The following is a 16226-nucleotide window of genomic DNA, read 5'->3' as shown; positions in this document are numbered from 1 at the left end:
AAACCACGAAGCGAGGTCAGCCATTTAATAAATTCATTATTAAATCCAGTATTAAGCCGCGATTAAATAATCCAGATTGTTGGATTAATCTATGCTCACACTAACTTGAATAAAGATAATAAGCACTTTGTCACAACTGAATCCAAAATGTGTTTTTATAACGAACTAATTTCGCAAACTTCGTATTCCGTAGAACTATAACAACATTCACGCAGGGTCAACTCTTCCATTTCAATCTTATTTTTCATTAACTTTTCTTTTACATGAAAGCATTCCTACTTGGACTATTAGCCCTTTTATGGAGTACGCTGGCAATGGGCGGCACCTTGTATACGTTCAATGGCGGTGGCACCAGTGGCAATTGGACCGACCAGAATATCTGGACGACCGACCCAACGGGCTCAACGCTCATTAACTCACGGGTTCCTGCCAACGGTGATGCCGTGGTTATCACCAACAGCTTCGTGGTATTCGTGAACAGCGCGATTGCCACCACCAGCCTCGACCTGACCATCCAGCGCGGCGGCGTGCTCGACCTGCAGTCGGCATCCGCCACTTTCGCTACGCTCAACAGTTTGTCGGGTCAGGGTACGCTCCGCATTAAGGCACCCTATTTTCCGGCCGTTACTACCAACAACTTCGATAAGGCCAACACCGGTACCGTCGAGTTTTATAACTGGGCGGCTGGGGTAACGGCGCTGCCGGTTCCAGCCTCGGGCTCTTACAACAACCTGCGGCTGCTCAACACCGGAGGCGCGGGTACTGCTTTCACTGCTCAGCTGGATAATACCCTGACCATCAATGGTGCACTGACCCTGACGCGCACTGATGCGGTCGCGTTTCCTGACAGCAAATCACCGAGCAATCCGTACCCCAACACCAGTCCTACCATCAAAGACGGCGCAGCGAAAGCGGCGGCGGGCGCGGGAATTTCTTTCACACTAGGGAAAACAGCTAGCGCCAACCGGACCTTGACCGTACAGGATGTCAGCGTTGGCGCGGGTACTTTCCTGGGCATCACGGCCGTGGCGGGCTCCCATACGGTAAACGTGAATGGCAATTTTGTAAACAATGGCACGGTGAACCTGCACAACGGCACGGCCGATGACACGCAGGTAGCCGCGCTGGTGTTCAAGGGAGCTTTCGCTGCCACTTTCGCCAGCAACGGCGACACGGACCTCGATATTCTGAAAGTAGATAAGGGCATCGACAGCCAAGTGCAGCTTGATGTAACATCGACCAATGGCTTGCGTGGTAACCCACAGGGCAACCTACATCTGCGCCACGTTGGTACGGGAGTCGACCTGTTGGTGCTGGTGAACGGGGTTACTAAAATCGGCGGCAACGTTTACCTTGACCGCATCAGCACCGTTACGGCGACCGGCACAGGTTTCTCGCTGGGCGCTCCCGGCAGCAACCCTACCCTGTGGATAGCCGGTGGTAGCGTGTACAACGACAACGCGAATGCCTTCATTATCTATGGTACTTACCGCATTAGCGCGGGTGGCACCTTTCATAGCGTGAACTTTGATGCCATGGTAGTGCGCGAGGATGGGCAGCTCCTGATTGAAGGCGGCACGACTACGGTTGACAAGTTTCGTCCTTCGAGCACGTCAGCCTCGCACCGGGGTTCGTTTATTATCACCGGTGGCTTGTTTGAGGCCGTGGGCACCTTTCCCAACTCCATTACTGTCGCGCAGGCCCGCTTTTCACTTCCTTACCTTACCCAAGCTTTCCGCATGACGGGGGGCACCATCCGGGTAGCGAATCCGAGTAACTCGACCGGCGCTTTTCACATCGGTGTCGACCCCAACAACGCGATTGTAAGCGGCGGCACGATTGAAATTATTCTGCCCAACGACAACACAAACGCCTCAATTCTTTCGACAGCACCGCTTTGGAACCTGACAATCAAGAAACCAACGGCGGGTGGCACCAGCAAAGCGCTGTTGGCCGCCATTACTTCGGAGTTTCCTACCCCCGGCGGCACCATTAACCCGGCTCAGCCCCTCACTGTCCTCAATGACTTCACCCTCGACGCTACCAACCCGGTAACGTTCGACGCGGTCAGCCTCAACCTGACCATTCAGGGTACGTTCACCCTTAACTCGAACAGCACTTACTTACCAGGCACCAACACCACCATTTTCAGCGGTGGCCAGGACCAGCAACTGTTCAACAGCGGCACCATCGGCACGGTGGCCAATGCCAGCACGTTCAATAACTGGACGGTGAACAAGTCAGCCGGTACCCTCCAGTTGGCCGGTTCGGTGGGCACCTATAATGTGCCCGCCGCCGCCACGCTCTCTTTGCTACGTGGTGTGCTGAATGATGGCGGCAAGATTGTCAATGTGAAGGGTAACATGGTGAACTCGGCTTCGCACACCAGCGGCGGCGGCAACGGCAACATTACCCTTAGTGGCGCGGCGGGCCAGACAGTGAATGGAGACGGCACGGGCGTATTCGGCAACCTTAAAATCAGTAATACGGCTGCTTCTGGTACTGTGGGCGTTATTTTTAATACCAACCTGGGCGTGGCCAGTACGCTCACGATGAACAGCGACAATGTGCTCGCAATTGGCACAAACCGCTTAGCGCTGACCAATGTGCTGAGCACTGGCAACGGGAGCGCACTGGCCGCCGGGCCAGGCATCTCCTTTGGCAAGACCTGTTTTATCCAAACGGCCGGCAATCAGAGCGACTTAGGTCTTCAGAAAACCTATGGTAAAGGCGATTCTTTCACCTTCCCGGTCGGCACGGGCATCGGAACTACCGTACGCTACGCCCCGGCGACCATCGAGCTTCGCCTGGCTACCAGTGCGCCACTCGATAGGTTCGGTCAGGTAAGTGTGAGCCCGGTGAAAGTGAGCAATCCCTTTGTGACCAATGCGAATAACCTGGCTTACTACTGGAAAGTACGGAGCGTAGGCTTTGGCACCATCCCAGCCGGTTCGGTGTACGAAACCTTCACCATGACCAATGCCGATGCCACCGGTACGCTGACTGACTACGTACCCGGCCGCTACATTCCGATTAACTGGACGTCGTACACGACCGGTGATATGAACATTGGCGGGACGTTATCTTTCATCAACTTTAGCGCCATCAACAACTTCGCCGGCGAGTTCACGGCGGGGGTACCAGCCGCGTTTAATGCGGTAACAGCTTATTACACCCGCGCTACCGGCAACTGGGAGGCCCCCGCTACTTGGAGTACGGCCGGTTTCAATGGTGCGATTGCTTCGGGTATCCCCGGTGCCAGCAACCCAGTCTTTATTGAAAAAGGCCGCGTGGTGACGGTAACGGCTAACGGTGCCGTATCGGGCTCGCTGGAAATTGCCAACGGCGGTACGCTGGATGTGCAGAACTTGACCGGCCATAATTTCGGTGCACTGCCGGATTCCAAACCGGGCGGGTCGGGTCGCTTACGTATCAACTCCGCCACCTTCCCTGGCGGCGACTTTGGCTCCTTCCTGCAAGCTGGGGGTGGCACGGTAGAGTATTATGCTACCAATTCTAATTTTACGCTTCCAACTACCTCGGCTTCTGGTCTTAACCTGACTACTTACCGTAATCTGTGGGTAAATGCCGCCAGCGCCCGAACCATTACCATGCCTAATTCGGACCTTCGGATTTTTGCTGAGCTGCGGGTAGGTACAACTACTACTTATCCAGGGACCGTATTGATGAGTGCCTCAGCCGCTACCAGTGTTTTGCGCGCCGATTCGCTAATGGCAGTGCAAGCAGGCATATTCCGCTTTTCCAACGGCACGGTATTTAACCTCATAGCGGATACGGATGTACGAATCGATGCTGGGGCCACTTTTGACACTAACACTACTGGAGTACGTGTAGATAACTCCTTGACTGTAGGCGGTTCCCTAACGAATAATGGCACACTCAACTTTAAAGTTGGTAATTCACCGTACCGCCGGGTTAATTTAACTTTCACCGGTAACCGGACAACAAATTTGAATGGAACTACTGCTGGGGCTTCTACCGACCTTTACACGTTAACCGTAGACAAAGGCACCGGCCGCACGGCCACCCTGAACGTGGACGTAGCCGGTACCCTCACCACGCCCACCAGCGGCTGGCTGACGCTGACCAATGGTACCCTGCGCTTCGCCAAAACGAATGGCACGCTGACCATACACGACGCCGAATCGCCCTACGTCATCACCGACAACGCGGGCCTGACGGTGGATGGTAGTGGCGCAACCGCAACAGTCGCCACCGGCACCACGGCTGCTTCTGACCTGAAGCTGGCCGGCGAAATACGGGTGCTGCAAGGCACCTTGGAGGTGGGTACCACCACTGGGGTAGGCAGCGACCTGGAATACGCCAGCGCTGGGGCTCCAACGCTGAAAGTGACCACTGGCACGCTCTACGTGAACGGCCAGATTCGCCGCTCGGTGAACAACCTCGACGGCTCGCTACGCTTCGACCAGAGCGGCGGCAACATCAACATTGACGGCCGTGGGGCCACCGCTCTGCAGAATAAAGAGCGTGGCTTGTTTGAAGTGCAGGGTCCAAAGAGCACCTTCCGCATGAGCGGTGGCACCCTGAACCTGCGCCGCTCGAACAACAACCCCACCATCGCTGCCGACTTTTACCTGGCTCCCGACTCAACGGTAGTAACCGGCGGAATAGTACTGCTGGGCAATACGCTCGCCAACACGCCCGCCACCGTGAGCGTAAGCTCGACGGCACCGATTTACGACCTGAAGGTGGAAAATGGTACCACCGGCAGCGCCAATACTGGCCTGCTCACCGGGGTGTTGCCCCTGACACTGAAAGGCTCCCTGACCATTGGTAACGACTTCTCGTTCTTCAATGCCAACGGCTTGCCGCTGAACATCTACCAGAACCTCGTCAACAATAACACATCGACCAGCACCGCGCTGAACGCGGGCGGCTTCCAGCCGATTACGACGACGCAAACGACCTCCTTCCTCGGCGGTATTGCTACCCAGTCGATTACGGGCACGGCCAGCAACCAGACGGTTTTTGGCAGCCTGGTAATGAACACGCCGCAGACCAGCGGCAAGCTTCAGCTGAACGGCACGGCCCGCACCACCGGCACGCTGACCCTGACCAAGGGCACCTTTGATGACAACGGCTTTACGCTGACGGCACTGGGCGACGTGGCCAACTCGGCCACCCACACCAGCCTGAACGCGGGCAGCATCACGTTGGCAGGGACGGCCAACCAGAACGTGGGCGGCAACGGCACGGGCCGCTTCGGCAACCTGACGCTGAACAACGCACTCGGGGCAACCACCACGGCCAACCAGGAAATCACAAAGGTGCTGGCACTCTCGAACGGCGTGCTCACCATTGGCTCGAACCTGCTGCATCTGAGCAACCCGGCCAGCACGGCCGTGACGGGCGATGCGACGCACTTCATCCGGACCAACGGCATTGTGGCCGACCTGGGCGTGCGCAAAGCTTACGCCACGGGCGCTACGGCCTTCAGCTTCCCGGTGGGCACCTCGACCAAGTACACGCCGGTGCAGCTGAACCTGACGGCCAACTCGGCGGCGGGTACCCTCACGGTGCAGCCGGTCGACAAGCCCCACCCCTCCACAACCGACCCGCTCAATAAGGAGCTGAAGTACTACTGGAAAGTAAGCAGCACGGGCCTGGGCTCGCCCACCATCGACAAGGTATTTACTTACGTCGCCGGTGATGTGAGCGGTACCGAAGCCAACTATAAGCTGGGCCGATTCCTGAACGGTGCCTGGACCCCGGCCGGTGGCGTGGTGGGCAGCGCGGTGAATACCAGCCTGCACACGCTTACTTCGAACGGCACGACCGCCATCGACGGCGACTACACCGGCGGCGAGCCTTCGGAATTCGGAGCCGTGCCGGCCTTCTATAGCCGCAATGCCACGGCCGGCGTAGCAACGGGCGCGCCTTGGACCAGTGCTACGGCCTGGACATTCAACCCCGACGGCAGCGACTCATCGCCGCTGCCCGCCACCTTCCCGACCGTGGCCAACCCCGTTGTGATTCTTCCCAACCACCTCATCTACTCGAACGCCTCGGGCCTCGGGGCGGCTACGCTGCTCCTTAATGGCACGCTGGACCTGAGCACGTTTGCCGCGAACAACTTCAACACGGTAACCGGCACGGGCATCCTGCGCATTGGCTCGGCCTTGTTCCCGGCCGGCAACTACTCGGGCTTTGTGATGGCGAATACCGGCACGGTGGATTTCACTGGGGCCGGGCAGCTGCCCGCCCGCGATACGTATAACAACCTAAGCCTCTCGGGGGGTACGGCCAAGCTGCTGAGCAACCTCGACCTGACCATCAACGGCACGCTGAACGTGGCGGCTAACACGCAGGTGGACAATGCCAGCAGCCAGAATCTGACTCTGACGTCGGCCACGAGTGGCGCGACCATCAACGGCACGTTCAACCTGTTCGACGGCAACCTGACCACCGGCGCTTCGCTCACCAGCGGCGTCACTGGCACCCTCAACTTGGGGGCGGGCACCGTCACGACTGGCACCACGCTGGCCACGCTCGCCGGGGGCACCATCAACCAAGGCTCGGGCCTGGTGAGCGTGGGTACTTCGCTCACCAACGCCGGTACTTTCAATGGCAACACGGGCAAAGTGGCCGTCGCGCAGAACTTCACTAACAGCGGTACTTACGTCGCGAAAGTGGGCAACCTGGAAGTGATTAACAACCTGACCAACACCGGCGATTTCACGGCCAACCTCGGCGAGGTAAATGCCGGGGGCATCTTCTCGAACGCCGGCACTTATACGGCCAACACGAATAACATCATGCACGCTACGGGCGAGTTCTTCAACCTGGCCGGCGGCAGCTTCGATGCAGGCACTTCCAACCTCGTACTGCGCAACAACTTCACCAACCGGGGCACGTTCACGTCGGGCACGAGCCTGGTGCAGTTCATTACGGATGCCAACCGAATCCTCAATGGCAGCACTACGTTCAGCAACCTACAGAAGCTGGGCAACAGCTCCCTCACCCTGGGTACCAGCACCGACGTGCACGTGACCGGCCTGATGACGATTCAGAACAGCGTTATCTTTACTGGTGCCAATACGAACAACGTTCTCTACCTCGACAACGGTGCTATTCAACCCATCGTGGGCAATACCCTGACGTCGTACGTGGTAGGCCGCCTGGCCATGACGATGCCCAATGTTGCCGGCAACAGCCGTGTATTCCCGGTAGGCGCGGGCCAGCGCTACCGCCCGGTGACGATTAAGAACGTCGGCGGCTCGACAAATGCCGTGGTACTGGTCGAGATTATCAACGGTGCGCCGGCTGGCAATGTGGACCAAACTTTGGATAACCTTTCGGCCAACCGCTACTACCGCATTCAGCTGCAGTCGGGTAGTATCACCAATCCTACCATTCAGCTGAGCTTCAACACCGACGTGGCAGATGAGATAGTGAACGTACCCGGCAACCTGCGCGTAGCCAAAACTACCGGTCCTATCGGGGCCAGCACGGTCTGGGCTACGGCTGGCGGGGCCGGCGTATTCTCGCCCGATTTCCCGCGTGGCTACACCATCTCGGCAACTAACCTGACGGCTATCACCAGCAACTCGTTCTTCGCGCTGGCTTCAACCAACCGCGTCGACAACCCGCTGACGGGCTCCGCCCCCCTGCCCGTGACGCTGATTACTTTCTCGGCTACCCGCCAGGGTGCGGCCGTGCAAGTGGCCTGGGCCACGGCTTCGGAAAAAAGCAGTGCCTACTTCGCAGTGGAGCGCTCGGCCGATGGCCGCGCGTTTAGTGAAATTGCCCGCGTGGAGGCTCTCGGCAGCAGCACTGCCCGCCACGACTACGGCACACTCGACGGCTTACCCTTAGGAGGCACCAGCTACTACCGCCTGCGCCAGGTAGATAAGGACGGTACCACCGCCTACTCGAACGTGGCCACTGTGCGCTTCGACGGCAAAGTAGGCGCACCTGCCTTGGTGGCTTACCCCAACCCAACCACGGGCAGCGGCTTCCACCTGGCCACTTCAAACCTGGCTTCGACCAACGGTACGGTGCGGGTATTCGACAATGTCGGTCGCCTGGTATTCAGCCAGACGGTAGCTGCCGGCATGGTCGAAGCCACTGTGCAGCCCACCCAGCCGCTGGCCAGCGGCATGTACATCGCCACCTGGACTACCGCCGACGGTGTGAAGCTGACAACCAAGGTATCGGTGGAATAACCTCCACTTTTTACCCTACGAAAAGTCCCGGCTGCGCTTGTAGCCGGGACTTTTTTTGTGCCTGACAATTGATGAGGGCATCCAGGAAGTGCGAGAGGGAGGTAGCACTGATGGGATAGTTTCTAACAGTTTTTGCCCGGCACTTTAGCGCCTGGACAGGGATTTCCGGTTCGATTTCGGGAACTCTGGCTCTTGCGCGCCGGGAAAACGCCCCGATAAATAGCCGGCAGCTAGCCAGCACCATATTCCGGCACTAGAGCACCAGCCTGAAACGCTGAGCCAGTTTAATGCGAAACTTCTTGTAAGTCAATGCCTTGTTTCCCCAAAGAATATTTGAGGAGTGTTTTCTTTTCAGTGTGCTAGGATACGCCAGATGCGTAGATGTTCCCTTATCACCCGTTATTGATAGCGCATGCGAAACGCACTATCCCAGTTGCGCTCGAATGGGCCGAGCACTAATGGGTCCGAGCTACTTGGACCTGTTGATTGGCCGATATGAACTGACGTCGGGCGCGGATTCTCCGGCTAGTGCGCCTTGCAATCTCACCGCTCGTATTTCCAGCCGACAGCTCCCTCACATACAGTTTGATACCCACCACGAAGTTGACTTACGAAACGCGTTAAGTAGGTGTAGAGATACTTGCTCGAGTTTTGCCGGCCGGCCCATCCGCACGACTACCACCTAACGACCAGACGCAAGAATGCGCTTCACGCTCGTCGGCCAATTTCGCATTTCGCTTCTTGATGAGGATAGATATCGGTTGCCAGCAGCCGCGCGTCGCAGCCTGGCTCATCAGCGCCTTGATTGTGGGTTGCAGGGGTATCCGATGCTCAGCTTCTCGGGGCGGCACCAGCAGCGCTCCACCCCGGAGCCCCGCACTTGCCGGGGGCTCGGGGGCCCAGCCCGGCAGCACAAAAAGTGGAAATAGTGGCTACCAAAATGTCCACGTCTGCTAAGACTTTACCGAGGTGACCATTTGCTTCAATTGTTTGAATGCATAGGCACAATCGTTGGCTCATCACCCGTCGTAAACGGCGGGAATTCGGTTAATGAAATCGACCTGGCAATTGCTCCTTCGCAGTGCTTTGCTTCAAGCAATACTGAGCTTTAATTTGAATCATAAATTTCTTTCTATCAGCGTGTTACTACTAAAATGAAGACATTTTTAAACAACAGTCGGGCAAGCGTGACCGCGGCAAAGGTGGCAGCATCTGACGCTTGTCAAATCACATTCAAAAGACTTGCTTCCGGGTGATTTAGCGAGTGCCCCCCCTACCCGGTACCGCCGGCACATTGGCCCAGCAAAAAGCCCCGCCCGGAAATCCGGACGGGGCTTGGCACGAGGACTCAGTCCGCGCACGAAGCGCGGGCCGGGTTGGTTAGTTCTTCTCGATGCGGCGAATGGCCACCGTGGCACCCTGGCGCACTTCGAGCAGGTACACACCGCTGGCCAGCGAGGCCGGCAGTAGCAGCTGATGGTCGGCACCCAGCGGCGCGGGGGCCAGTACCAGGCGGCCGGCCAGGTCGCGCAGCGCCACCGTGGCCGGAGCCGAAGTAGGCAACTCCACGGTCAGGCGGTCGGTGGCGGGGTTCGGGAACACCGTCAGGCCGGGCAGGGCGTTGGCAGCAAGCGTGGCCGATACCAGGTTGAACGGCGTGGTGCTGGTAGCAATGCCACCCGGCGTCGTTACCGAGATAAAGCCGTTGACGCTACCCGTACCAGTGGGCACTACAAAGGTGATGGTCGTCGCATTTACCACGGTGAAATTCGTTACCGTAAACGTGCCGATGCGCACGGCAGTCGCGCCAGTCAGGTTCGTACCGGTCAGGGTAACCGTCGCGCCGGGGCCGCCCGTAGTGGGCGTGAAGCTCGTGATGGTCGGCGCAGCCGTGAAGTTGCTAATCGAGATGTCGTCGATGTTGATGCGCGGGAAAGAATTGGTCGTCACCGTTACCGTATTGCTGATGCGGAAGCGCACGTTGCCGGCCGTGTTCACCGTGAAGGTGTAGGGCGTAAGCGTACCAGTGAGCGTAGCCGGGGCACCGGGCACCGTGGTGTAGGTGGTGCCACCGTCGGTCGACTGCTCCAGCAGGAACGAAGCGCCGGTGTCGGTCGTGCCATACAGCGCCGCGTTGATAATCACGGTACCTGCGCCGGTGGGTTTGTCAAAGGTCATGGCAATAGAACCGCCGGTACGGATACGCGCCGACTTCAGGCCGTTGAACTTATCGGCAAACGAATCGCCAATGAGGGCGTTGGCGAAGGTCCACACGCCGCTAGTCAGCGTTACGGGGCCGGCAGCGTAGCTCGTTTTGGTGCCCGCTTCGAAGTTCTCGTAAGCGTTAGCCGTGCTGGCATTTGATACCGTGAAGGTGAACACATTCGACGTACCGCCAACCGTGGTCACGCTCACCGGGAAGGCACCCACCGTAGCCAGCACGCTAGCCGGGATAGTGACCACAATGGTGGTGGCCGTGGCACTGGTTGGCGTGTAGCTCACACTATTGAAATTTACCGTCGAGGCCGTGGTGAAGTTCGTGCCCGTAATCGTGAGCGTGAGGGCGGGGCCGCCTGCCACCTGCGCGTTGGGACTGAGGGCCGTAATGGCCGGTGCCACCGAGAAAATACCGGTGCTGGTAGCCGTACCGGTGGGCGTCGTCACGGTGATTACACCGCTTGTGGCCCCGGTCGGCACGTTGAAGGTGATGGTTGTGTTGTTCACCACCGTGAAACCGGTGATTGTTACGCCATTCAGGGTAACGGCCGTGGCCCCCGTGAAATCGGTACCGGTCACCGTCACCGTTGTTGGCACCGTAGCCGTCGAAACCGGGCCGCTGGTGGGCGTGAAGCTCGTAATGGTCGGGGCAGCCGTAGTTACCGTGAAGGCCGCCGCCGCCGAAGTGCCACCCTGGTTGGCCGAGGGGTTAGCAACCGTGACGTTGTAGGTGCCGGCCGTAGCTACCGCCGAAGCGGGTACGGCAGCAGTGAGCTGCGTAGCCGAGCCAAAGGTGGTCGTCAGGGCCGTGCCATTGAAGTTGACCACCGAGCCGCTGAGGAAGCCCGTGCCGTTTACCGTGAGGGTGAAGGCCGCGCTGCCCGCCACCGCCGTGCTGGGCGAAAGGCTGGCGATAGTCGGAGCCGGCAACGTCACCGTGAAGGTACCCGTGCTGGTAGCCGTGCCGCTAGGCGTGGTCACGGCGATGGGGCCACTGGTAGCGCCGGTAGGCACCGCGAAGGTGATGGTCGTGCCATTCACCACCGTGAAGCCGGTGATGGCCACGCCATTCAGGGTGACGGCCGTAGCTCCCGTGAAATCGGTACCGGTCACCGTCACCGTCACCGTGCCATTGGCCAGGCCGCTGGTAGGTGTGAAGCTGGCAATGGTCGGAGCCGGAGTCGTCACCGTGAAGTTTACGCCGGCGGAGGTGCCGCCGCCTGGGGCGGGGTTCGTTGCCGTGACGGCGTAGGTACCTACCGTGGCCACTGCCGAAGCCGGCACCAGGGCCGCTACCTGCGTAGCCGAAACAAAGGTGGTAGCCAGCGCCGTACCGTTGAAATTAATCACCGTGCTGCTCAGGAAACCCGTGCCGTTCACCGTGAGGGTGAAGCCCGCGCTGCCGGCCGTAGCCGTGCTGGGCGTGAGGCTGGTAATGACGGGAGCCGTGTTCGGCACAATCACCGTGAAGGTGCCCGTGCTGGTAGCCGTACCGGTGGGCGTAGTCACGGCGATGGTGCCCGACGAGGCCCCGGCCGGTACCACGAAGGTAATGGTCGTGCCATTCACCACCGTGAAGCCGGTGATGGCCACGCCATTCAGGGTGACGGCCGTGGCCCCCGTGAAGTCGGTGCCGGTCACCGTTACCGTGACCGTGCCATCGGCCAGGCCGCTGGTAGGCGTGAAGCTCGTGATGGTCGGGGCCGGAGTCGTAACCGTGAAGGTGGCCGCCGCCGAAGTACCGCCGCCCGGAGCCGGACTCGTCACGGTCACGTTATAGGCACCAGCGGTAGCAACGGCCGAAGCCGGTACCGGTGCCGTCAGCTGCGTGGCCGAACCATAGGTGGTAGCCAGCGCCGCACCGTTGAAATTTACTACCGAGCCACTCACGAAGCCCGTGCCGTTCACCGTGAGGGTGAAGGCCGCGCTGCCCGCTACCGCCGTGTTGGGCGCGAGGCTGGTAATGGCCGGCATCGGATTAGCTGGCGCGTTCACCATGAAGGTGCCCGTGCTGGTAGCCGTGCCGCCGACCGTGGTTATGGCAATGGGGCCGCTGGTAGCACCAGTGGGCACCACGAAGGTGATGGTCGTGCCATTCACCACCGTGAAGCCGGTGATGGCCACGCCATTCAGGGTGACGGCCGTGGCCCCCGTGAAGTCGGTGCCGGTCACCGTTACCGTGACCGTGCCATCGGCCAGGCCGCTGGTAGGCGTGAAGCTCGTGATGGTCGGGGCCGGTACGGACGGTGCGAAAGCCACGCCTCGGAATGCCGTATTGGTGGGGTTAGTAATAATAGCAGCCGGCAAGCTCGAAAGCGTAGGGGCAACATTGTAGCCGGAATTATCGCTCAGAATAAAGAGCCCATTCGGGCTGGTGGCTACCAACGATACCGTGCTACCCGTGGTGTTGCCATCAAGGCCCCGCACCGTAGCGGTAGAAGGGCTGGCGATAGTGCCGTTCAGCGTCCAGGTGCTGCCAACCAGGCTCCACTTCTGGATGCCACCGGTTGCGCCACGGTCGTCGGCCACGTAAATAACATCGATGCCCGGCACCGCAGCGCTCAGGTCAGCCATGTAAAACGCGTAAGAGCTGGAACCCGTTGTAGCACCCGGAAAGCCGGGCAACACCGTCACCGGTTGGCCGGCAGTAGTAGGCAGGCCCGTGCCCACCATGCTCACACCGTAATAAGTGCTGGAAGCCGCCGTAATATAGAGGTTGCCCGCAGCTACGCGCACGCCGCGCAGGTTGGTGGGTGCCGTATTAAGCTGCGTGGAGCTAAAGCCCCCCAGCTGCGCGTACTGCACACCCGAATTAGCTCCAATCACATAAAAGCTGTTGCCATCCGGCGAGGCTACGGCCCGCACACTCACGCCGTCGAAAGCCCCTTGCAGGCTCGTGCTGGTGTCCACCGAACCGTCGGCCCCTACCAATCCAACAACGCGCACTACGTTGGCGGCGGATGAGCTGCTTACCGTAGGCGTGCCACCGGGGGAGGTACCATAGCCAGCCAGCACTAGGCTCCGGCCATCGGCCGAGCGGGCCAGGCCTAGTTCAGAAGGAGTAGTTCCGCTCACGGTCAGGGCGCGGTTGTTGCCAGATATGGATGTGGGCAGCGCCACCGACTGCACCAGCGTGCCGCCCGGCGTGTATTCATCCAAAAACACCGCCGTAGAGGTAGATGTAAGTGCTGCCGTGCCTCCTTCGCCCACCCGGGCAACCACAATATTGCCGGGGGTGAAGGGTGCCGCGACTGCCACGGCGGGCCGCAGCAGCACCTGAACCATCAGGCCCAGAAACAATCCCAATCGATAAAAATATTTCATTTGGTGGTTGTGGAAATTGGTGAATGGAAAAACCTAATTGCGGGCCAAGCCCGCCCCAAAGGTACGCTTCTGGCCTTCACGCGAGGTATACCTAATTCAATTAATGTATTGGTATCTTAGCCTGCTTCCTCCCTGTGCTTTCCAGTCGAAATAAAGTAATTTCAGAGCCCGGGCGTCTGTTTAGGCAGAATGAATGCCATGACTCTCTCGCTCCCCTCCCCCCTCGCGCCGATGACGGCTTCGCAGCAAGACCACCAGATTGCCGAAGCCGTGCGCCAGCAGCGGCCCCGGCTGCTGCAGTTCATCCGGCGGCGCATTCCCGATGAGGCCGAGGCCGAAGACCTGCTCCAGGATGTGTTCGCCGAGCTCGTCGAAAGCTACCGGCTGCTCAAGCCTGTGGAGCAGGCCGCGGCCTGGCTCTTTCGGGTAGCTCGCAACCGCATCACCGACCTCTACCGCCGCAAGCGCCCCGTGAGCCTCGAAGCAGCCTTCGGGGCGGCCGAGGCCAGCGACGACGGCGAGGGCCTGCTGCTGGCCGACCTGCTGCCCGCTCCCGACGACTCGCCCGAAAACCGGTTGCTGCGCGAAACCCTTATGGACGCCCTTTCCGATGCGCTGGCCGAACTGCCCGCCGCCCAACGCCAGGTATTTGTGTGGCACGAGTTGGAAGACAAAACCTTCCGTGAAATGGAAGCCGAAACCGGCGTGCCGCTCAAAACCCTGATTTCGCGCAAGCACTACGCTGTGCTGCACCTTCGCAAGCGCCTGCAAACGCTCTACACCGAGCTGTTCACCGACTGATTTATTAGCGGTTAATGATTAACGGTTAGATGGTTGATTTTTTGAATAACAATTATTAACCGAATAACCAGAGTGCAGCAATCAGTAGCAGGGCAGTTAATTGCTGAGTGACTGCTTTTAGCCTGTGTCTTGCATCTTAATCATCAACCATTAACCACCGACCGTTAACCATTCCCTTATCATGGACCGTAAATTCTGGCTGCTGCGCGGCCTTCGCTTCTTCTTCTTCGCGGTGCTGTTTATAACCGCAGCCGGCTTTATTACTCAGGCCCTTTGGAACTGGCTGATGCCGGCCCTTTTCCGCCTGCCGTTCATCACCCTGGGCCAAACATTTGGCCTGCTGCTGCTAAGCCGCATTCTATTTGGCGGCTTTCGGGGCGGGGGGCGGCCCGGCGGCTGGGCCCGCAAACGCCGCGAGTGGCAGCAGCGCATGACCGGCCGCATGGAACACCTCAGCCCCGAAGCCCGCGAGAAGTTCCGTCAGCAGATGCGCAGCCGTTGTGGCACCGGCTGGGGCCGCCAGCCCGAAGCTCCCGCCGCGCACACCACCCAGCAACCAGCCTAAAGCCCGTAACCCAACGCCAAAAAGGGGCGCGGCAATAACAAACGCGCTTTTCTTTCCTTGGTTATGCTGGGCGCAGCCATCACTCAATTAGCCATTAACCTAACCAACACCTCGTTTTTCGGCAGGTTGCCACTCCTTAAAAGAGTGCAGCGAGTGTTCAATGGATAGATAATTTGCATTAAGCATATTTTTTTTATTCTCATTATCATTTATTTTTGTCACATCCGTTAGCCCTCGCATTTCACATGCGGGGGCTTTTGCGTTGTAAAATCCCGATTTTGTTTTATTTTTTTGTTTTAATCCTAGATTAAACGTGAATTTATTTTGAATAAAAAGTTGCAGGATAGTTCTGAACCTTGTATGTTTGCATCGTTCTAAAATTAATTCAATTAGTGCAATCGACAATGCTTTCCCACCGCGCATCCGCCCTGGCCGCTGCATGCATGCTGCTTCTTGCCGGACTGCCCGGCCGGGCCCAGTTTGCCTTTAACAGCGCGACGCAGCCTGCCCTGGCGATGGCCCACCCCGACCCCGAGGAAAGCCCCAAAGCCAGCGCCTACAAAACCGTGCACGGGGTGGTGCAGGGCCAGCAAGGCGCGCTGCCTGGCGCAACGGTTTGGCTACACGGCTCCCGCACCATCGCAGTCACCAATGCTGAGGGCGAATTTGAACTGCGCGTACCCGCCGAGGCGCAGGTAATCGAGCTGACCTGCGGCTACGCCGGTCTGCAGGACGAAGTAGTGCGCCTGCCCCCGGTGCAAGCCATGGGCTCGGTGTATCTGCTGCGCCCGCACGCCATCAAATCAAAATAATCAACTGCCAACTAGCTTTTCTCACTACTCCTTTTTTCTGCAAACACGCTTCACACCACCTTTTTTCTGCAAATACACTTCACACCACCTTTCTTTTCTGCAAACCACACCCTGTCGAAAAAAACCCCTGGTCCTTCATAGCCAGGGGTTTTTCGCCCATCGCATCCGATGAATTTCGCTTCGGCAACCGATTTTCCAATGGGTTAGCCTGGATGCCAAAAGGGACGCATGAAGTGAAAACCACCAACTACCCTGACGCTGTACACTGACTGTATCAGCCCTCCCTACGCCAACTTTTAG

At 58.8% G+C, this 16226-nt stretch carries 5 protein-coding genes; 4 read left to right on the top strand and 1 reads right to left on the bottom strand.

Features of this window, described 5'->3' with window-relative positions; genetic code table 11:
* Window positions 1-263 precede the first annotated feature (263 nt).
* The gene (locus ABIB44_RS18500; protein WP_354586160.1) at window positions 264-8207 is read left to right on the top strand and encodes a beta strand repeat-containing protein; all 7944 of its coding nucleotides are present in this window, start codon (window positions 264-266) and stop codon (window positions 8205-8207) included.
* Between the two features lie 1380 nt (window positions 8208-9587).
* On the opposite strand, the gene ABIB44_RS18495 is transcribed toward ABIB44_RS18500, so the two are convergent.
* Window positions 9588-13748, bottom strand: a complete 4161-nt coding sequence (locus ABIB44_RS18495; RefSeq protein ID WP_354586159.1) for a choice-of-anchor Z repeating domain-containing protein — start codon at window positions 13746-13748, stop codon at window positions 9588-9590.
* Window positions 13749-13946: 198 nt separating this feature from the next.
* Between ABIB44_RS18495 and ABIB44_RS18490 the strand changes: the two genes are divergently transcribed.
* The 3 genes from ABIB44_RS18490 (at window position 13947) to ABIB44_RS18480 (ending at window position 15926) form a co-directional block, all read left to right on the top strand.
* Window positions 13947-14549 (top strand): RNA polymerase sigma factor, encoded by a 603-nt coding sequence (locus ABIB44_RS18490; RefSeq protein ID WP_354586158.1) that lies wholly within the window; start codon window positions 13947-13949, stop codon window positions 14547-14549.
* 181 nt (window positions 14550-14730) lie between these two features.
* A complete protein-coding gene (locus ABIB44_RS18485; protein WP_354586157.1) occupies window positions 14731-15114 on the top strand; it encodes a hypothetical protein in 384 nt (127 codons plus the stop codon).
* A 443-nt stretch (window positions 15115-15557) separates the two neighbouring features.
* Window positions 15558-15926, top strand: a complete 369-nt coding sequence (locus ABIB44_RS18480; protein WP_354586156.1) for a peptidase associated/transthyretin-like domain-containing protein — start codon at window positions 15558-15560, stop codon at window positions 15924-15926.
* The last annotated feature ends 300 nt before the right edge of the window (window positions 15927-16226 follow it).

Origin of the sequence: Hymenobacter sp. UYCo722 (assembly GCF_040547115.1) — a bacterium.
Taxonomy (GTDB): domain Bacteria; phylum Bacteroidota; class Bacteroidia; order Cytophagales; family Hymenobacteraceae; genus Hymenobacter.
Note: the sequence above shows the minus strand (reverse complement) of the source record. Positions and strands in the feature narration are given on the sequence as shown.